The sequence below is a fragment of the Saccharospirillaceae bacterium genome, from assembly GCA_022448365.1.
In the GTDB taxonomy this organism is placed as follows: Bacteria; Pseudomonadota; Gammaproteobacteria; order Pseudomonadales; family Oceanobacteraceae; genus Bacterioplanoides.
The window spans coordinates 511,522-530,294 of record JAKVCS010000001.1 but is presented as its reverse complement, the minus strand read 5'-3'; the positions used below and the strand labels follow the sequence as shown (position 1 = coordinate 530,294).

General features: G+C 47.5%; 19 protein-coding genes, 1 tRNA gene and 1 pseudogene. 11 read left to right on the top strand and 10 right to left on the bottom strand.

All coding sequences use genetic code 11. The features are described 5' to 3' along the window. Nucleotides 1-16 precede the first annotated feature (16 nt). The 4 genes from MK185_02420 to MK185_02405 form a co-directional block, all read right to left on the bottom strand. On the bottom strand, nt 17-973 hold the full coding sequence (locus MK185_02420; GenBank protein ID MCH2039474.1) for an ion transporter: 957 nt from the start codon (nt 971-973) through the stop codon (nt 17-19). Further along, nucleotides 966-2,156: a low temperature requirement protein A gene (locus MK185_02415; GenBank protein MCH2039473.1), complete on the bottom strand. Its 1,191-nt coding sequence runs from the start codon at nt 2,154-2,156 to the stop codon at nt 966-968. The genes MK185_02420 and MK185_02415 overlap by 8 nt, the downstream gene beginning before the upstream one ends. Before the next feature lie 97 nt (nt 2,157-2,253). Further along, entirely contained in the window at nt 2,254-2,790 is a 537-nt protein-coding gene (locus MK185_02410) for a redoxin family protein (protein ID MCH2039472.1), read from the bottom strand. Nucleotides 2,791-2,893: 103 nt separating this feature from the next. After that, a complete protein-coding gene (locus tag MK185_02405; GenBank protein MCH2039471.1) occupies nt 2,894-3,709 on the bottom strand; it encodes a LysR family transcriptional regulator in 816 nt (271 codons plus the stop codon). A 166-nt stretch (nt 3,710-3,875) separates the two neighbouring features. Here MK185_02405 and MK185_02400 point away from each other — a divergent pair, with 166 nt between their 5' ends. The 4 genes and pseudogenes from MK185_02400 (at nt 3,876) to MK185_02385 (ending at nt 7,142) form a co-directional block, all read left to right on the top strand. After that, nucleotides 3,876-4,676, top strand: a complete 801-nt coding sequence (locus MK185_02400; protein MCH2039470.1) for a hypothetical protein — start codon at nt 3,876-3,878, stop codon at nt 4,674-4,676. A 2-nt stretch (nt 4,677-4,678) separates the two neighbouring features. Then, nucleotides 4,679-6,016, top strand: a complete 1,338-nt coding sequence (locus tag MK185_02395; GenBank protein MCH2039469.1) for an aldehyde dehydrogenase family protein — start codon at nt 4,679-4,681, stop codon at nt 6,014-6,016. A 40-nt stretch (nt 6,017-6,056) separates the two neighbouring features. Next, the gene (locus MK185_02390; GenBank protein MCH2039468.1) at nt 6,057-6,836 is read left to right on the top strand and encodes an oxidoreductase; all 780 of its coding nucleotides are present in this window, start codon (nt 6,057-6,059) and stop codon (nt 6,834-6,836) included. A 190-nt stretch (nt 6,837-7,026) separates the two neighbouring features. Further along, nucleotides 7,027-7,142: pseudogene (locus MK185_02385) on the top strand (transposase). Between the two features lie 224 nt (nt 7,143-7,366). Here the strand turns inward: MK185_02385 and MK185_02380 are convergent. The 6 genes from MK185_02380 to flgA form a co-directional block, all read right to left on the bottom strand. Beyond that, nucleotides 7,367-7,618: a hypothetical protein gene (locus MK185_02380; GenBank protein ID MCH2039467.1), complete on the bottom strand. Its 252-nt coding sequence runs from the start codon at nt 7,616-7,618 to the stop codon at nt 7,367-7,369. A gap of 366 nt (nt 7,619-7,984) precedes the next feature. After that, a tRNA-Arg gene (locus MK185_02375) sits at nt 7,985-8,060 on the bottom strand. 73 nt (nt 8,061-8,133) lie between these two features. Then, entirely contained in the window at nt 8,134-8,874 is a 741-nt protein-coding gene (locus MK185_02370; protein ID MCH2039466.1) for a flagellar brake protein, read from the bottom strand. A gap of 35 nt (nt 8,875-8,909) precedes the next feature. Further along, on the bottom strand, nt 8,910-9,380 hold the full coding sequence (locus tag MK185_02365) for a flagellar protein FlgN (GenBank protein ID MCH2039465.1): 471 nt from the start codon (nt 9,378-9,380) through the stop codon (nt 8,910-8,912). Nucleotides 9,381-9,394: 14 nt separating this feature from the next. Then, a complete protein-coding gene (gene flgM, locus MK185_02360) occupies nt 9,395-9,700 on the bottom strand; it encodes a flagellar biosynthesis anti-sigma factor FlgM (protein MCH2039464.1) in 306 nt (101 codons plus the stop codon). Nucleotides 9,701-9,790: 90 nt separating this feature from the next. After that, nucleotides 9,791-10,510 (bottom strand): flagellar basal body P-ring formation chaperone FlgA, encoded by a 720-nt coding sequence (gene flgA / locus MK185_02355; GenBank protein ID MCH2039463.1) that lies wholly within the window; start codon nt 10,508-10,510, stop codon nt 9,791-9,793. 92 nt (nt 10,511-10,602) lie between these two features. On the opposite strand from flgA, the gene MK185_02350 reads away from it, so the two are divergent. The 7 genes from MK185_02350 to flgF all read left to right on the top strand — a co-directional run bounded on the left by MK185_02350 (nt 10,603) and on the right by flgF (nt 18,767). After that, entirely contained in the window at nt 10,603-11,529 is a 927-nt protein-coding gene (locus tag MK185_02350) for a chemotaxis protein CheV (protein MCH2039462.1), read from the top strand. Nucleotides 11,530-11,551: 22 nt separating this feature from the next. Then, nucleotides 11,552-12,373: a protein-glutamate O-methyltransferase CheR gene (locus tag MK185_02345; GenBank protein MCH2039461.1), complete on the top strand. Its 822-nt coding sequence runs from the start codon at nt 11,552-11,554 to the stop codon at nt 12,371-12,373. A 202-nt stretch (nt 12,374-12,575) separates the two neighbouring features. Beyond that, a complete protein-coding gene (gene flgB / locus MK185_02340; GenBank protein MCH2039460.1) occupies nt 12,576-12,974 on the top strand; it encodes a flagellar basal body rod protein FlgB in 399 nt (132 codons plus the stop codon). 2 nt (nt 12,975-12,976) lie between these two features. Next, nucleotides 12,977-13,423, top strand: coding sequence for a flagellar basal body rod protein FlgC (flgC, locus tag MK185_02335; GenBank protein ID MCH2039459.1), 447 nt, complete (start codon nt 12,977-12,979; stop codon nt 13,421-13,423). Between the two features lie 10 nt (nt 13,424-13,433). Beyond that, nucleotides 13,434-14,225 (top strand): flagellar hook assembly protein FlgD, encoded by a 792-nt coding sequence (locus MK185_02330; GenBank protein MCH2039458.1) that lies wholly within the window; start codon nt 13,434-13,436, stop codon nt 14,223-14,225. A gap of 18 nt (nt 14,226-14,243) precedes the next feature. After that, nucleotides 14,244-17,855, top strand: coding sequence for a flagellar hook-basal body complex protein (locus tag MK185_02325; protein ID MCH2039457.1), 3,612 nt, complete (start codon nt 14,244-14,246; stop codon nt 17,853-17,855). Between the two features lie 165 nt (nt 17,856-18,020). Then, on the top strand, nt 18,021-18,767 hold the full coding sequence (gene flgF, locus MK185_02320; GenBank protein MCH2039456.1) for a flagellar basal-body rod protein FlgF: 747 nt from the start codon (nt 18,021-18,023) through the stop codon (nt 18,765-18,767). Nucleotides 18,768-18,773: the final 6 nt, after the last annotated feature.

Sequence of the window (18,773 nt, the reverse complement as noted above, 5' to 3'; positions counted from 1 at the left end):
GCACAATTATCAAATTCTAACTTGGCTCGTAGGGTTTACCACAATGCCTACATGTTGCGCCAATTTTTGATTTTACTTCTCCATGAACAGCTTCACGAATACTATCAGCAGTCCGATGCGACAAACCTAACTGCTTTCTTAATGCTTCGATGTCTTCCTCTTCTTGCTGACAAATCATGCCGTCTTCCAACGCTTTTCTGAACTCGCTTTGTAGACTGGAACGGCGACGATGAATCTGTTCATTCAGGCCGCTTGCTATGATGCCTGCGGGCAGCGCAGCCATGCCGATGCCAATCACTGTAACGAGGGCGCCAAATAGCTTACCGGCGACGGTTATAGGCGTGACATCGCCATAACCGACGGTTGTTAGTGTGGCCACGGCCCACCACATTGCTTCGGGAATTGAACCAAATGCATCGGGTTGGACACTGTGCTCTGCTAACCAAGCACCGCTGGCAGCAAAAATTAACATGAGCATGAGAATGAAGAATCCGGCAAAGAAGGCGCCTGCTTCTTCCTCGAAAACGGCAAGCAACATGCCTAGAGCAGGTGAATACCGAGTCAGTTTAAGTAGGCGCAACATCCGGAAGGTTCTAAGAATGCGCAGATCGATTGGAATGAACAGATAGAGCAACGCAGGTAAGATAGCAAGCAAGTCAATAATCGCAATCGGCGATCGCATCCATGATATACGAGAAGGTGAATCTTGATTTTCAGGTACGATCCATAAGCGCAACAGGTACTCTAAAATAAAGATGCATAAGGAAATGCCTTCAAATACACTAAAGGCTCCTTCCCAGCTTTGGTAGATGGAATCAACCGTTTCCAAAATAACGGCGCTGACATTGAGTATGATCAGCACAACGAGGGCAACCTCCAGAAGTTTGGGACCCCAAGCCTCTCTATCAGGCCGTTCCAACCACCAATAGACCTTTGCCCGAAGTTTATTTTTAGATACTAAAATATCACTCATGGCGGAAGGTCATCCACGCGCGCGTTACGGGAATAACTATTTGTGATAGTAATGCAGTCCCCCATATCAGGTTGGCTACAATTGAGGGTACGTGAGGGACAATAAAGAAACATCCTACAGCAACAACAATTCCAAATAATCGGACATCCCAACGACCATGGTCTGATGCGACACGATGCTCGATGACGTTCTTTAGTACCCACAACATGGCAATATATCCCGCTAGCCCGAAGCACCCAATAGCCGCATATTTGGTTGGGTAGGGTTCCCAGAAACCAACTTTTACTTCGGCAGCGAGTGCTACGCCAACCATTACCCCGCAAATCATGAGCGTTAAATGCGCAAGCCACCATTTGACTAATGTCGAAAGCTTATCGTCCTTGGTCTTTCCGTTGCCGACAAAGTCAAAATAGATCCAGCACATGATGAACATGGAAATTCCGCCAATAACGAAATTGACAAGCACGTCGGAGGAAACTTTATAGATACCTTTTTCGGAAAGTGTAATAACTAACTTAAAAAAGCCTTCGCCGAGAATGATAAGTGTGAGTAGAGAGAAGCGTTCCGCCATATGACCGAGTCGAGGAGCAAAGCGTTCATGGCGTAGTACAGAGACTTTCGGAATCATGTAAAGCGTTTGCGTGGCAACCAGAGCCGCCGCAAAGACCCAGAAAGCATAGGGTTTTGGCAGAAATGCTGTAATGGCAAATATAATGGCGAAACTTGATAAGTTTCGGATCTGCTCATTGCACATTGAGTGTGTTTCTGAATTGTTTCGCCGAGCTCTTACATATAGCATGGCGAGCATTGCTCGATTCGCGGCAAATCCCAGTGCAAAGAAAGCCCATCCTTTCCCTTCAATTGCGGGTATCGCTGCGGCCATAAACATCAATGTACAGATCATTACGGACATAATGATACGATGCCAAATATCCGTGCTGACATAAATAGAGTTGAAAATACTGAGCTCACCCCAGGCATACCACAATGCAATGAAGATTCCACAAAACACCAAGAAGCCATCTATGTTCAAATGGTGTGATAAGTAATTTCCGAGAAGAAAGATTGTGACCACATGAATCAAGTCATAGAACAGCTCTACCCAATGTACGTGGTCATGAGCATGATCTAAATCTTGATGGTGTTGGGGCTTTCGCCACATTGGGTGATCTTGTAATGCCATAGGAAAATTGCTCTCTCTAATACGCAGGGGTCCTAGGCTGACGCAAATCAGGCAGCCACATGTTGTTTTCTAAGTCTTTGTGTGTGGCAATAAGGTGTTAGTTATCGTAAGAAAAGGTTCCGCGAATCGGATAGTTATTGCTACGAATCCACTCAAGGCCCGAAATAAGATTATCTAAATCAGGACGTACAAAAGGATTATTCGATATGTCCACTACCTGAAGCGTTCCATGTTCATTAATGACATAGAGCCCCGGTTCAGCAAACGGGTGATCCGTTTCCTGATCTGAGCGGGGATGTGAGATGTAAAGCCCCAGAGATTTCATTTCTTCTAAAGATAAGCCGTAGAACAGCGGGAAATCTACATCCAGCCTACTCGTGTGCTCCTTTAACTGCGCTTTGCTATCACCTGATACAGCGACCAGGTCGATATTTATAGCTTCTAAGCGTGACTTATATTCTGTCAATTGATTGAGGAAACGTGTACACAATGGGCAGTGTCTACCTCTGTAGACGACAAGCATTTGCCAGTCTTTTCCTTCTAAAGGTTTGCTTAGGTCCCGTGTTGTGCCTTCGAGAGTTGATTTGGTGATGGATGGGAACGTTGATCCAGCTTCAAATTTGTATGTGCTCATACCTTTGGTCTCCAATAAAGATAATCAGTGACTACTATTATTGGTAGCTTCAATAGAAAAACAATTGGTTACCTTTTGGTTACCAGGTACACAATAACTAATTTTATAAGGAACAAATACTAGCCAGCTTGTCGCGAATCCAAATATTTAGCGGGTCTTGATTACTACGCTGGTGCCAGGTTGCAATGACATCAAACCCTGGAATTGTCTTATCAAGCGCAATTACTTTTAGGTCGTTATCAGGTAGTAGTCGAGATGGAATAAAGCCGCACAAATCACTCTCAGCTATACAAGCTTTTGCGGCGGTAAACGTGGGTACAGACAACACAACGTTTCTTGGATGCCCCTGTTGTCTAAACCAATCATTTGCCGCACCTACAAAGTCACCGCGTGAGGGGGAGACAACTAGCTGGGGGATTTTTGCAATGTCAGAAATAGTCATTTTCTTACTTAGCATCGTATTATTCTTGGAAGCCACGCAGGTGTAGCTTTCAGGATACAAATTAAGCGTGGGTAGGTTTGACGGTACGAAGGCTGGGTTGCTAATGACTAAGTCTACTTCTCCGGTTAATAAGGCGTTGGTGATCTGATCAATCTCAAGTTTTCTGACTGATAGCTTTACACCAGGCGCTTCTTGGCGAATTATTCTTAATAATTGAGGCAGTATCACCCTTTGCTCAAGGTCAGTAGAACTCAAAGTGAATGTTCGTGTAACGGTTTGAGGTTCAAAAGCTTCAGGTTCTAATAACGATTCAATTGATTCAAGAATGTGTTCCACTTTTAACTGGAGTGACTCTGCAAATGGCGTGGGGATCACGCCGTTGCTGGTGCGCACAAATAAACGATCATCTAGCGTATCGCGTAACTTACGGAGTTGATCACTCACTGCTTGTTGTGTGACTCCCAGCTGGTCAGCCACGCGAGACAAATTTCTTTCTTGTAACAGCGCTCTTAGTACTTGTAGTTGTCGGATATCGATTCTGTTTAAAAGTTTCACTTGTATCACTCATCAATAGGTCTTGTTTCTAATTGTATCTATAGATCCCTAAACTCGCATCATCTATTTCTTATTTGAGGTGCAAACCATGCATGCCGAATACCGAGTCAACTATGCGAGGCCTGGAAATGATCACGTATATGATCAAACACACCTTGGACCTGGCAGTGAACAGTTAATTGATTCTATAGATCGTAGAGTCGTAAAAGTAAAAGATGGGCGTCTGGAACATGAAGCTTATTCATTAGACAAAAATGGTTTCGAGTTAATGAATCTTGAGCTTGGGTTCTCTGACTATGAGAATGATGAGGCTATACAAGGCGTTTTATACCCGAAGGTTGCGGAGTGGTTGCGATCAAAACTTGGCGCGAACGTTGTAAAAGTGTTCGATCATACCTACCGCTCTAAGAATCGAAACGATCTAAGCATTCATAATCGTGCACCGGTTAAAACCGTTCATAACGATTACACCTCAAAATCCGCTGATTATCGACGCTTGGAAGAAACGAAGTTAGATCTTGAGTTAAGGTCCAAGCGCTACAAATTCGTCAATTTGTGGATTCCTGTTCATCACAAGGTTGAAGAATCTCCGCTCGCTATGGTCGATATGCGCTCTGTTGGTCGAGAGGACTATCATCCATTGAAGCTAGTCTATCCGGATAGAACGGGTGAGCTGGCAGCGATTTCTTATAACCAGAATCATCAATGGGTTTATTTCTCAGATATGGAGCCAGGAGAAGTACTTCTGCTTAAGGTGTTTGATAGTCAAATGCCGACATATCTAAATGGTGTCCCTCATTCTGCGGTCGATGACGTCGTACACAAGGAATATAAAAACGCACGCAACAGCATTGAACTACGAACAATCGCCTTCTTTGAGGATCAGTAAGCATGTCGTTATTGGAATCTCGTAACCCCCTTAACCAAGAGGTTATAGGGCACGTAAGTATTACTTCGAATACCGAGCTGCATGAAAAGGTATCACTTGGTAAAGCCGCTCAAAGAAGTTGGGCAGGTAAAACTTTAAAGGAGAGAGCTGAGGTAGTTACAGGCGCTTATGCAAAGTTAAGTCCTTATTTGGAGCAGTTATCACAACTCATTAGTTTGGAGATGGGAAAAGATGCTCGTCGTGCAGGGTTTGAGGTAAGAGGCGTGCTTCATAACGCGGAATATTTTATCAATAGTGCACTGGATGCATTTAGACCGGAATCATTAGGAGGAAGAAGCCAGATTCAATACCAACCATTAGGAGTGGTTGCAGTAATTTCTCCTTGGAATTACCCGCTAGCGATGGCCAATAACTTGATTATCCCCTCATTGGTTGCCGGTAATAGTGTGATACTCAAACCTTCTGAACATACCCCTTTGGTAGCGGACTTGTTTGTCAAAGCGCTCCAGGAAAGCTTGCCTGAGAACCTAGTACAAATTGTTCATGGTGATGGTGAAGTGGGTAGAGCACTCGTTAAAGCGGAGATAAATATGGTCGCTTTTACCGGGTCGCTTGAGGCTGGTCGAAACATAATGGCTGGTGCTGCGCTGGATCTGAAAAGGCTTGTAATGGAGCTTGGTGGCAATGATCCAATGATTGTTATGCGCAATGCTGATCTTAGAGCTGCTGCTAGGTTCGCTGTCGCAAGCTCATTCGAAAATGCTGGGCAGATGTGCACCTCTACGGAGCGGGTTTATGTTGATGCAAGTATTGCTAAAGCATTTGAAGATGAGGTTGTTGCGGTTGCCAGTCAATATCAAACAGGCCCGTGGAATCAGCCTGGTGTGAATATTGGCCCCATTGCAAACCCTCATCAACATCAAAAAATTGTAGATCAGTTAATTGATGCTGAGGCAAACGGCGCTAAGTTTTTGCTTGGACATGCTCGACAGAAAGCGCCTTATATCGAAGCAACAGTTGTCTCAAACCTTAGTAAAGAAATGCGTCTGGAGAATGAAGAAACGTTTGGTCCAGTAGTCGCCATTGCAGAGTTTGATTCAATTGATGAAGCGGTTAAGCGAGCAAACGACTCGGTATTTGGATTAGGAGCCGTCGTGTTTGGCGGTGCAAACGCCAGAGAGGTCGCAGAGAGGCTTGAGGCAGGCATGGTATCCGTTAACCAAGGTGTCGGTGGAATGGGAGACTCTCCGTGGGTGGGTGCGAAACAAAGTGGCTTCGGTTTTCACGGCTCAAAAGCTGGGAATCGTCAGTTTACTCAAGTTCGAGTAGTGAGCTATTAAAAAATCAGATTGGTAAAGACTGAAGTTCGGAGAATTGCGAATGAGTACAGAAATGAATAGTGACTTTTACGTGGTGGCGCGTGAAGCGGGTGCAGAAAATCCTTCATTACCAACTTGGGCTAACCGTAAATCAAATCCAATTAATTTGGATACCTTATTTGAGATTAGCAAGGTGAAGCGTAAAGAGATACCAGAGGTTCCAGGTGCTTTTCAGCTACTTAATGTTTTTACTGAGGAGGAGTGTAAACGATTTATCGAGCTTACTGAGTCTCTTGGCTACTTAAAAGATGCTGCCGTGTCTCTACCTAGAGAAATCAGACATAACGACAATCTTACGTGGGTGACTGATGAGGCTACTGATCAGCTTATCTGGGAACGTGTGAAGCACTTAACCAACCACAATCCAGAGATGTTTGATAGCCAAGAGGCTGTAGGGATTAATGCTCGATTTCGTTTTTACCGCTATAGCGAGGGCGACTTTTTTAAGAATCATATCGATGGAGCGTGGCCTGGCTCACGAGTGGTGAATGAAGAACTTATTCACAACGCTTATCCTGATCGATATAGCCAGATGACATTTCTTATTTTACTTAACGAAGACTTTGAAGGTGGAGCAACTAGGTTTTTGGTGAACTCAGAAGATCCAACGCGTCCAGTACGAGGAAATGCATCGGTTAAGGAAGTTGATATCCGCACACCTATTGGTGGTGTCCTTTGTTTTCCACACGGGCATCATCCTTTGCATTATTTACACAGTTCTCAGCCCATCTCTAAAGGAGCCAAATATATTATACGTACAGATTTGCTTTTTACGATTTAATTGAAGGATGTTATTTGTGGTAACATTGAAGTTTCGTAGAACTGTGAAGAATGGCGTATATTTCCCGCAAAGTCTAAACTGGTGGCGATTCAGTATTTGAACAATGAAAAGGCTATATACTTGTGGCTGAATCGCCACCAATTTTCTAGACACCTTTTAGTTAGAGAAAATGACTCAAGCAGAGGTGTGTATGAGCAACAAACGATATCCCGAAGAGTTTAAGATTGAGCCGTGAAGCAAGTGACTGTTACAGGTCATAGCGTTGCCGATGTAGCAGAGCGACTTGGAACAACCACACACAGCCTATAAGCCTGGATTAAACGCTACGGCCCTGATGCTGATCAACATAATCAAGCTGCAGCAGATGTAGCTGAGATTCGCCCCATTTGCTTAGCCAGATCTTGCATGTCGGTCTCATGTATGTGGGTATCTTATTACCTGGCGTTGCGGACTCATCAGTCGCGGATTATAGTCGTACCTGTATTCCATAACACCTTGGCTCTGGCTTGTGTGTTAATGAGAGCGATTTGCTATTTTAGACGCGACAAGGAGACTGCTGGTTCAATGCTCTGTTCAACGAGTGGGGGAATATTGGTTGATATGCTGTTCCAATTAGCTTGGCATAATCCAACCATCTTACGGATACGTTGCCCTTGGTGAGTAGTTAATGGCATTAATTCATCAAGGTGGGCAGAAACTATGTTCGCAACCTTGCGCATAGCTTCAGTTGCATTCGGGCCCTGCAATGTTTGCATGAAACGTTGATATTCAGCCCTAATCATAATAAATCCTTTTACTTCTCTGTTACTTGACCGTTCATTAGCATTGATAGTAACCAGTTCATAAGCTCAGAAAGCTGCTTACTCTACTTAGTTTGTGCTTCAATTTTCTCGGAGGCTTCTTATGCTATCGCAGCAAATTTTTTAATTATTGAGGTTTTTATCGACAATGGTGTAGAGGCTATCATAGCTCCGCTTATAAGTCGTCTTTGGTAAATAGAAGTCGCATTTCTATTTGGAGTGCAGCAATGTGCGGCAAGCTGCTCGAGTTATCTAGTAGAAGATCATAGAATGATGGATTTGCTCGAGTTATCTAGAAATGTGCTCAAGTTAAGCTTTGCCGCACAGCAAAGAGGAGTAAGTACAAGATGGCCTCCCTACCAGGACTCGAACCTGGAGCAGCCGCTTAGGAGGCGGCAGTTTTATCCGGTTAAACTATAGGGAGGCTGTGTTGCTGATTCTAATACGTAATAGCGCCAATGTCATGTATGACAGCATAACCCGTCGGTTCCCAGCGATCAGACATTGCCAAGCTCCGAGTCTTGCTGCTCTTTCATCCGTCGTTCTTCCCATTGGAATTCGGTAATCAGGCGGTCAATATAGCGCTGCGCGGTTGCTGACATCATGCTGAAAGCGAAACCACAGTGAGTATCGCCATTGTCGTCAAGAATGACGTGCCGTGCCTCCAGTGAGCAATCCATAAAATGTTCCTGATTAAAACGGATTTTTGCTATCGGAAAATTTCGGATTTCTTCCAGTCGTTTTTTGACATTGCCCTTTATCTGAGCGCGGAAGCCGCTGGATGAGAGGTCTTTAATTATGCCAGCAACTTCGCCCTGGTCGTCGCTCATTTTTACTTTCAGACGAATGTCATGCGCCGGTGGAACCATCACGCGATAGGCAGTGCGACGCTGTAAGTAGAGTAGGCTTTCAGGGAACTCGACGCGGTATTGCTCTTTGGACGGGTTAAATTTCATTCGCCCGGATACTTTGAATTCGATGCGCACACCCTGGGAATCGCACTCGATACTGAATCGTCTCCCTTTACGAATCAGGTCGTTACCTTCGTTAGGAATCACCTGGTCCATAAAAAAACTGCGACTTTTAAGTACTGCTTTAGTGACAGCTGAGCGAAAGATCTCGCTACTGCCTTCTATGTGCACTTTTACAGGGGTTTCCATCAACACAATCTTCCGCAAGGCGCCATAAACATCTTCCGGGGCAGTGAGTGTGTATTCCTGATTGCTTTCCTGTGCCATTCGTTAATCCGGTATTGCTGCTGTTTGTCACACGATCAGGCTTGGGTATAACCTAAACCCTGATTTAAGCCACTGGCTTTCCCATTTGAGTTATATAAGTGTGGATCATTCTGCTTACCGTGCAAGATATTAAGCAGATCAATTGAACGCTTTCGTGCGGTTAACACAATTTGTCCAAGCACTTGCGACAGTTTCTGATTCTTTTCGTAGCTTTCACCGAGTTGCTGCCATTGTTGTTGCAAATGATCATCGGCGGCAAAATCCGGCCGCTTGAGGCACTCTTTCGTTTGGGGAAGCTGCTGCTGCTCCATCCAGTCGATACGTTGCCGTGACTGATTTTGCAACTGTTGCAGAAGTTCGGATTTTTTATGCTGTAAGATTGAAAGCGGCTCTATTGCTTGTTCTTGAAGAGCCGCCAGTTCTTGCTCGAGAAGCTGATGCAGGGCAGAAGTCAGCTCTAGCTCGGAGGATAGCAGGTGAGCAAAGGTTATGTTGGCGGCAGTCATGGAGCCTCACTTGATCAGTTTAAACGCTCCTCGAAATCAAGCATTTTCCCTGCCAGTTTCTGATAATCGATTTTGTATTCGCCATTTTCGATCTGGCTGCGGATACGATCAACAGTACTGTCATCGACTTCAGGCAGGTTACGCACCTCGGCTTCGATCTGCTGGATGCTTTTGCTGCTGGCGCTCAGTTTAACCTGATCAGTCATGCCTGCGCTTTGTTCTGCTTTGGCCTGTGGGGCCTCATTGGATGGCGCTTTGGGCGCCTCGTTCCGGGTCCTCGCGTTGTTGTCGAGTCCACCAGTAAATTTGTTAATATTCATGACTAGATCTCCGAGCTTCATAGCTAGTATACACTCCTGCATAGGTGTTATCGGCGCCTAAAATTAGAACTTTAGGTTTTTTTTGAAAACTTATTGTACCTGTACTAAACCACGCGCGATGACGACTGCGCTGATGATTTTCTTTGACTGCAAATTCCGCACGCGTATTCGTTCTCCTGCCCGGCCTTGTGCCATTGCCTGACCATCCATTTCAACCTGAATCCCCGGACGTGAGAGGCGGATAGCGACCTTTTCCCCACGTTTTATCAGGATCGGCTGTTTCAGCATGTCCGGGCTCAATACGGTACCCGGCGGCAGGCTGCGCTTAGCCTGTAAACCGCTGACTTCGTCGATTCTGTTGAAGAAACCTTTATTCAACTCGCCAATGTCCAGCTTGCTGACACGTAAATGACTGCTGGTCACCAGCTCCTTGTTTCGCAGTGGTCGTGTCAGTACTACGACTGGTTGCAACACATGAAGCTGAATAGCGATGTGTTGGTTCCAGTAAGGAGAGCCACAGCTCAGTTGTAAGCCGTTCTTGCCAGCTTGAAGCGCTCTGGTTAGACGTACTTCGGGTTGTTCCCGGCAGCGCTGTAGTTGGTAGTCATCGCTGATACCAATAAAGCTGACCTGTGTTTCTGCTGAACCGCCAGTAAGTTGTCGCCACTGCGTCAGCAGTTGTTGCTCGACCTGCTCACGCCAGTCGCCGCAGGCGGGCCACGACAACGTGAGGAGCAAAAAAGCGCGAATAAACCGAACAAGTTTCGGGTTCTCGACTATGCTCAAGTTATTAAGAATTTTTAGTGTCATAGATCCGGCGGCTAATTGGCGTTTTGCACGTTCTAAACAGTTCTGAGCAAAGGTCATGCCGGATAATATTACAGCCAGGTCAGGAGCATTGTATGGCGGGTGTTTTAGACACAGTTAACCAGCGTACCCAGCTTGTTGGGGAAAACCGGCTGGAGCTGTTGTTGTTCAGGGTAAACGGCAGCCAGGTATATGGAATTAACGTATTTAAAGTACGCGAGGTGCTTCAGTGCCCCGATCTGACCATATTGCCGGGCAGTAACCCTGTTGTCAGGGGGGTGGCTCACATTCGTTCCGGCACACTGCCGATTATGGATATGAGCATGGCTACCGGTAACGCGGCATTGCCGGATCTTGAGAATACCTTTGTCATCATTACTGAATACAACGGCAAGACTCAGGGCTTTTTGGTTGCGGGTGTTGAACGCATCGTCAATATGAACTGGGAAGAGATTCATCCACCACCGAAGGGCACTGGTCGCGATCACTACCTGACCGCTGTGACGGAAGTAGACAATCAGTTGGTTGAAATTATTGATGTGGAGAAGATTCTGGCGGAAGTTTCACCGATCAACGAAGAAGTCAGCGAAGGGGTTGTCTCTGAAGAAGTCCACGAAGTGGCGCAACAAAAACGGGTGTTGATCGTTGATGACTCAAAAATCGCTCGTAAGCAAATCTGCCGCTGTCTTGAGCACATCGGTGTTGAGGTGGTCGCGCTGAATGATGGTAAAGAAGCCTGGGAACACCTGGAAGGCATTGTTGAAGGTGGTCAGAAATTATCGGATCAATACATGATGCTGATTTCTGATATCGAAATGCCGGAAATGGATGGTTATACCCTGACTGCCAAAATTCGTTCAGACAACCGCATGGAAGGCTTTCATGTTGTGTTGCATTCATCGCTGAGTGGTGTGTTTAACAAGGCAATGGTTGAGAAGGTCGGTGCAGATAACTTTATTGCGAAGTTTGACCCGGATGTCCTGGCGGAACAGGTTGTACAGCGGATCGATGGTGTATCCTGATTAATGGAGTCAGTGGATTAATATGGCGCTCACAATTTCGGCGGATGAATATAATAAGTTCCGCCATATGTTGGAAAATTCCAGCGGCATAATGCTGGGAGAAGGTAAGGAGTATCTGGTTACCAGTCGTTTGCGCAGAATGATGGAGCGTGAGTCTCTCGCCAGTGTTTCTGACTTGCTGACCGCTGTGAGCCGTAACCGCAGCCTGCAGGAATCTGTTGTGGATGCGATGACAACCAATGAAACTTTGTGGTTTCGCGATGATCATCCGTATCGGATATTTCGGGAAAAGTTACTGCCTGAACTGGCTGAGCGGCGTCGTCCTTTTAAAATCTGGTCTGCAGCCTGCTCAACTGGCCAGGAACCGTATTCACTGAGCATCGAGATTGAAGAATACAAACGCAAGCACCCTGGCGCGCTGTCGCCGGGAGAGCGAATTTTAGCGACCGATATTTCTCCCAGTGCGCTGGAATCGGCCCGCAACGGAAAATACCAGCAGATGGCTATTCGGCGCGGGATGACGGATCAGTACCTCAAAACGTATTTCGATTTGCAGCCAGACGAAAGCTGGGCGATTAACTCGCAGGTTAAAAGCCGTGTTGATTTTCGTCCGCAAAATCTGCAACAGAGCTTTGCGCTACTAGGGAAGTTTGATGTCATCTTTTGCCGTAATGTACTGATCTATTTTTCGTCCGATCTGAAGCTGGACATTCTTAAACGTATGCATGCCAGTCTGAATCCGGGCGGGTATTTGATGCTGGGTGCTTCAGAGGCGATGAATAACCTTCAGGACTACTACGAAATGGTGCAGTGTCACCCGGGTATTATTTACCGAGCTAAGTAGCGTTCTTAACATCGTGATTAAATGGCCACCTTCGGGTGGCTTTTTTGTGCCTACCGCTTTGCCGCTGCGGCAAAAATTACCTTGCCGTTTGCCGCTCATTATTCTGCTGTTAATTCTTAAGTTATTGAAATATATAGAAAAATATAATTGGCATCAGGATTGCTGTATCCAACCAAACGAGAATTTACGGCAAGTGGTAATCATGGCTTCAATCAGTTTCGACAATGCATTAGGACTTCACGCAAAAGCGCTGCATGTGCGGGCAGCACGAGCGGAAGTATTAGCCAACAACCTGGCAAATGCTGATACACCCGGATTTAAAGCCCGAGACATCAACTTCCGTGCAGTTCTTGCTGGTGAAGTTGAGCGCTCTCAGGGGTTGTCGGTGGAGCGCACGAATTCGGGCCACCTGTCCGGTCGTGTGGCAACAAACGAGCAATTGCTGTACCGCAATCCAAATCAACCATCGATCGATGGAAATACGGTTGAAACCCAGATTGAGAAATCACATTTCGCCAAAAACAGCATGGACTACAACGCTACGTTCGAGTTTCTCAGCGGTAAATTCAAGGGTTTGCGTAACGCGGTACGGGGAGAATAATCATGTCATTAACCAACGTATTTGATATTGCCGGTTCTGGTATGAACGCACAATCAATTCGCCTGAATACCACCGCCAGTAATATTGCCAATGCCGATAGTGCCTCCAGTTCAGTCGATGAAACCTACCGTGCGCGTAAGCCCTGGTTTGCGGTTATGCAAAAAGAGTTTGTATCGGTTAATCAGAAAGGCGAATTTCAGCAATTGGAAGGAGAAACCGGGGTGGGTGTGCAGGTATTGGGAATCGTTGAAAAAGACGCACCGCTGCAGCAACGTTTTCAACCTGATCATCCGATGGCGAATGAAGACGGCTATGTGTATTACCCGAACGTTAATGTGGTTGAAGAAATGACCGATATGATGTCGTCATCCCGCAGTTATCAAATGAATGTCGAAGTTCTGAAAACAGCAAAACAAATGCTGCAACGTACTTTAACGCTGGGACAATAAGGAGCCGCTGATGACTGTAAGTAATGTCGGTGATGCTGCTAAAGCACTTGAGCAGTACCAGGTCAAAGACAAGAAGCCTGAGGAAAAAAGTAACGAGCTGGGCAGAGATGCATTTTTACAGCTGATGGTTGCCCAGTTGGAGAATCAGAACCCGCTGAAACCGACCGATAACCAGGCATTCGTAGCCCAGCTCGCCCAGTTTTCAACGGTCGAAGGTATCGGTCAACTGAATACCACGGCTGAGGATTTATCCACTCGTTTTAATTCAGCATCGGCACTTCAGGCGTCCAGCCTGGTCGGTCAGAACGTGATTGTGGACGGCAATGAAAACGGCTTCTTACTGCAAAACGGCATCGTCAGCGGTTACGCAGATGTTCCGAGTACGGCCACGAATGTTGAGCTGCAAATTGAAGATGGTGAAGGTCAGCTGCTGGAAAAATTCTCACTGGATAATCACGAGGCTGGTTCCATGTCGGTTCGCTGGGATGGTTTAAATCTGATGGTGGATGGCAAGGTGGTGGAATTTGATGCCAGCAAGTTGCGTCGTCAGGAATACGCTAAAGATCAGGATGGTGAGTTTATTAAAGACGGCGATGGTAACAAGATTCCGCTGCCTTACCCACCAGGTGAATATCGATTTAAAGTCACGGCCACCATGGACAATAAAACCGAACAGGTAGGCATGCAAATGAGCTCCAGAGTCGACAGTGTGACAATGGGCACAGGCGGCAAAGTGACGCTGAATTTAACCGGTGGTCAGCGTGCCACCATGGATGAAATCAAACAGGTTCTGAGTTTGTAATCAGGCGGGAGAACAGATATGGCATTTAATATTGGTTTAAGTGGAATTCGCGCCGCCTCTACGGATCTGGAAGTACGCGGTAATAACGTAGCAAACGCCAGTACAACGGGTTTTAAAGAATCCCGTACGGAGTTTGGCGATGTGTACACCACCACCTTGCTGGGTACCGGGGTAAAACCGGTGGGCAGCGGCGTGCTGGTGGATAACGTTCGTCAGAAATTCAGTCAGGGTAATATCTCTGGTACCGGTAAAGCACTGGACATGGCCATTGATGGCAATGGTTTCTTTATTGTCAGTGACCGGGGCGCTGTCTCTTATACTCGTGCCGGTGCTTACGCACTGGATAAAGACGGTTATGTTGTTGCTAATAACGGTGCACGCCTGCAAGGTTATGATGCCAATTCCAGTGGTGTTGTGAACGGTGTATTAGGTGATATCCAGATTGAAATTGCTAACCAACCGCCACGACTGACCAATCTGGTGGCCGCAATTGTCAACGTCAATGCGGGTGCTGAAGTACTGCAGGAGCAGGGTAAAACCATTTCCACGGCGGGTCTTGCAATTGGTGCTGCTGATGCTGGTATACCAGAGTCAACAGCCACCATTCTTGCCAGTAAAGATCAGCCGACCACAGGCGGTACCCCGTCACGTATCCAGTTTGGTACGGACTTGGCCACCATCGGTAACTATACCGCAGCGAACATCACCATCGATATCGGTGACGGCAGCGGTCCACAAACGGTTTCGCTGACGGGTATTGCTGCTGGTGCGACTCCTCAGGCAATCCTTAATGACGTACAGCGCGCACTGGATGCCACCTTTGGTACTCAGGAACTGCGAGCAACACAGGTTACGCCAGGCGGTGAGTTAGCGATCGAGCGGACTGGCTATGCGGGTACCACTGGTGCTGGGTTCACTGTGACCAACAAAGCGGCATGGGATGCGCGCTTCGGTGCCAGTGGCGTGGTTACTGCCGGTGCGCCGGGTTCCGCACTGTTTATTGGCAGCACGCCCACTATCGCCGATTTTCGCAGTGTGCCGGGCACTTCTACCACTACCCGAACCACATCAACGCCCCCTTTGAATATTGTGACCAGTAATCCAGGTTCCTTTGCTCAGTTAACGGCGAACAACAACTACGCTGCACTGGATCTATCGGCGCCGAATAACTTAACCTTTTCGGTTGCGACCGAGGGTGGCGCATCGCGAACTGTTCGGCTGGGCCAGGCGACCTGGAGCGGTGCAGCACCGGCCGGTGGTTTTGCCACGGTTCCCATTGCTGACGTTGTGGCGCAGATTAATACGCAGATTAATGCCGCCGCCGGTGGTGTTGCTAATGCCAGGGTACAGGCAGTTGATAACGCTGGTCGGATCGAGTTTCAGGTGAAAGCACCGGCCGCGCCGGGTGACTTTGTGCGAATTGCTGATAACGCTGCGTTATCGAGCGGTTTAAATCTGGGCAACCTCGGGTTCTTGAGCAGCAACTTCTTCAATTCCGGTACAGCGCCGGTTCAGGCCAATAACGAATTCCAGCTGGCAGTGACCAGTTCAACAGGTAACGCTGCCGGGCCGTTTACCATTGTGATCCCTCCGGCAAACTACGCGACATTGGATGATCTTGCTGCGGCCATTCAAAATCAGGTTGATACCTATATCGGCGGCACCGGTCTGGCTGACAAGGTCTCGGTATCGGCAGTGGGTGGCCAGATCGTATTCACCAACAGCAAAATTGGCGGTGGCGAGGGGATCGCGATTACAGCGACAGCCGCTGAACCTCAAGCCGTGAATGCGTTGGGTTTTAATAGCATGTTCACCGTTGCCGGTCAGGATACAGTCGATCGTGCAAACAGCTTCCGGATTAACCTGACAGTACCTGCGCCAGACAACGACAAACGCAGTGGCTCGGTATTGATTCAGCTGGATGAGGAATATCGTTCGGTGCAACAGTTGGCGGCAAGCATTAACCGTCAGCTGAACAGTCAAAACTCGGATGACTATATCGGTGTACGGGCTGAGGCGGTTGAAATTGAGCCGAAAGTGACGCCACCACAATTTAAGCTGCGTTTCCTGGCCGTACAAGATGGCGAAGCGTCCATTATTAAAATTTCAGACATCACGGCTTCTGGTGCTGATATTACCGAAGGTCAGATGTTCGGCCTGTTACAGGCCGATCTCAATGACACCTCGTTATTAACAACCGGTATTGAGGGAGTAACCAACGAGTATCCGGAACAAAAAGTAACGCTTCAGGACCCTGACGGAAACAAGACTGAAATTGTCATTCCGGAAAACAGCGAAGCGAACGCCATCGTCTCAATCTTTAATAAGCAGCCGGGTGTCACTGCCAGCGCAGAGACCGTCGTAACTTTGCCACAAAACGGCTTTAACAGTCCGGCTGGCAATATGAAGATTAAAGTGAATGGTCAGTTGCTGGACTCGACATCGCTGACAGACATGGCGAAAGAAATCGGTACTTTCCGAGGTACGACCTTGCCGGGTTTCAAAGCAGAAATTAATCCAGCCGGTGACATGGTGATTACCAATGAAATTGGTCGGGATGTAAAAATTGAAATTGTCAGCCCGGTAGCCACAGACTCGCTGGTGGTGCAGGGTAAAGATAATACCGGCCCTGTGGTTCTGGGTGGCAGCGCGACCGGACCAAAAGCTGCTGCAGTCGGCGGTGAAGTTAACTTCACGCTGAATCAGGGGTATCTGTTGCAGGACCCGGACCCGGCTGTATCCGGGATCTTTGGTGCTCTGGCCGACAGTGAATTTACCTCCGTGACACTGAATCAGTTTGATCCGAAAGATCAGGGTACCTATAACCACGCAACGTCTACAACGATTTACGATAGTCTGGGTAACTCCCATGTAATGACTCAGTACTTCGTCAAGGAACCGGTCGACCCTAATCGCGCGGACGAAAAAACCGTTTGGGCAATGTATGTGCTGATCGACGGAAATGAAGTGGGCGATCCCGATCCAACCAAGCCGTTCCCGGAGAACCTGGAGGCGACGCGCTATCGTCAGGAGTTGTTTTTTAATGCAGATGGTACGCTTGATGTGACGGCTACCGGCAAAATGTACGTCACCAACTGGGACCCTAAAGATGCGGATGGCAATGCCACTGGTGCAGTTACTTCGCAAAACGTGCTGGAGGGAGGCCTGCCACTGAACGATCCGCCGACCAACTCCAACTTTGAGATTAAACTGGATGGCTCGACTCAGTTTGGTAGCCCATTTGCGGTGAATCAGGTATCACAAAATGGTTACACCACTGGCCGCCTGACGGGCCTGGAGATTGACAAGGAAGGTTTGATCTTTGCGCGTTTCACCAATGGTCAGGCTCAGACGCTGGGTCAGGTAGCGTTGGCTAATTTCCGTAACCCGGAAGGTCTGATTCCTCAGGGTGATACCGGCTGGGCTGAATCGGCTGAATCGGGTGTGGCAACGGTTGGTTCGCCAAAAACAGCCTCTTTCGGACAGATAAAGTCCTCGGCACTGGAGGATTCCAATGTTGAACTGTCTGAGCAGCTGGTTGGTTTGATTGTTGCCCAGCGTAACTTCCAGGCGAGCGCAAAAACCATCGAGACAGTGGATCAGGTTACCCAGACCATTCTGCAGATCTGATTCTTCCTGCGGCGGCAAGCCTCTTCCGTTATCTTGACGGAATGCTTGCCGCTTTTTCCGTCAAAATTCCCTTATTATCTCTTAAGTTATTGAATTATATAGATTTAATATCTTTGGCATGACACCTGCAACAACTCGGGTACGTACTATTTTTCCGAGGTTGTTATGGATCGTGCTCTTTACATTGCCATGTCTGGTGCCAAGCAAAATACGCTCGGCCAGAGTGCCCATGCAAATAACCTCGCTAATGTGAATACCACGGGTTTTCGCTCTGATTACACGCAGAGCCGCGCCATGGGGGTATTTGGCGATCATTTTCCAAGCCGCGCCTACGCCATGACCGAGCGTCCGGCGAGTGACTTCCGCCAGGGACCTCTGGTTGAAACTGGTCGGCGCATGGATGTCACTATCGAAGGAGCTGGTTGGTTTGCGGTGGTGGGACCAGATGGTCAGGAAGCTTACACCCGTGCTGGCGATATGAGCGTTGATCCTGCCGGTCGTCTGGTGAACGGTAATGGTCTGCAAATGATTGGTGACGGTGGACCGGTGGTGTTACCGGAATACGAAAAAATTGAAATCAGCCGTGCCGGTATTGTTTCGGTACAGCCTCTGGGGGAAACCCCGGCGGCGGTTGCTGAACCGGTTCAACTGAAATTAGTCAACCCGGACCCACAATTACTGGAAAAAGGCGAAGACGGTTTGTTTCGTTTTCGTGATCCGGCGACGGTTCAGGCTCCGGCTGATCCGAATATCACATTAGCAAACGGCTTTATTGAGGGTAGCAATGTGAATGCGGTGAAAGAACTCACCGATCTGATTGCATTGAATCGCCAATACGAAATGCAAGTCAAACTAATGAAAAAAGCGGATGAAAATTCATCGGCCACTACACAAATTCTATCGGCGCAATAATCGCCA

Excerpts from the sequence above, each read along its gene's own strand:
- MK185_02345 (MCH2039461.1), top strand. The coding sequence starts at position 11,552 with ATGGCGCTCACAATTTCGGCGGATGAATATAATAAGTTCCGCCATATG.
- MK185_02420 (MCH2039474.1), bottom strand. The coding sequence starts at position 973 with ATGAGTGATATTTTAGTATCTAAAAATAAACTTCGGGCAAAGGTCTAT.
- flgM (MCH2039464.1), bottom strand. The coding sequence starts at position 9,700 with ATGAATATTAACAAATTTACTGGTGGACTCGACAACAACGCGAGGACC.
- MK185_02350 (MCH2039462.1), top strand. The coding sequence starts at position 10,603 with ATGGCGGGTGTTTTAGACACAGTTAACCAGCGTACCCAGCTTGTTGGG.
- flgA (MCH2039463.1), bottom strand. The coding sequence starts at position 10,510 with ATGACACTAAAAATTCTTAATAACTTGAGCATAGTCGAGAACCCGAAA.
- flgC (MCH2039459.1), top strand. The coding sequence starts at position 12,977 with ATGTCATTAACCAACGTATTTGATATTGCCGGTTCTGGTATGAACGCA.
- flgB (MCH2039460.1), top strand. The coding sequence starts at position 12,576 with ATGGCTTCAATCAGTTTCGACAATGCATTAGGACTTCACGCAAAAGCG.
- MK185_02370 (MCH2039466.1), bottom strand. The coding sequence starts at position 8,874 with ATGGCACAGGAAAGCAATCAGGAATACACACTCACTGCCCCGGAAGAT.
- MK185_02365 (MCH2039465.1), bottom strand. The coding sequence starts at position 9,380 with ATGACTGCCGCCAACATAACCTTTGCTCACCTGCTATCCTCCGAGCTA.
- MK185_02330 (MCH2039458.1), top strand. The coding sequence starts at position 13,434 with ATGACTGTAAGTAATGTCGGTGATGCTGCTAAAGCACTTGAGCAGTAC.
- MK185_02410 (MCH2039472.1), bottom strand. The coding sequence starts at position 2,790 with ATGAGCACATACAAATTTGAAGCTGGATCAACGTTCCCATCCATCACC.
- MK185_02380 (MCH2039467.1), bottom strand. The coding sequence starts at position 7,618 with ATGATTAGGGCTGAATATCAACGTTTCATGCAAACATTGCAGGGCCCG.
- MK185_02325 (MCH2039457.1), top strand. The coding sequence starts at position 14,244 with ATGGCATTTAATATTGGTTTAAGTGGAATTCGCGCCGCCTCTACGGAT.
- MK185_02400 (MCH2039470.1), top strand. The coding sequence starts at position 3,876 with ATGCATGCCGAATACCGAGTCAACTATGCGAGGCCTGGAAATGATCAC.
- MK185_02415 (MCH2039473.1), bottom strand. The coding sequence starts at position 2,156 with ATGGCATTACAAGATCACCCAATGTGGCGAAAGCCCCAACACCATCAA.
- flgF (MCH2039456.1), top strand. The coding sequence starts at position 18,021 with ATGGATCGTGCTCTTTACATTGCCATGTCTGGTGCCAAGCAAAATACG.
- MK185_02395 (MCH2039469.1), top strand. The coding sequence starts at position 4,679 with ATGTCGTTATTGGAATCTCGTAACCCCCTTAACCAAGAGGTTATAGGG.
- MK185_02390 (MCH2039468.1), top strand. The coding sequence starts at position 6,057 with ATGAGTACAGAAATGAATAGTGACTTTTACGTGGTGGCGCGTGAAGCG.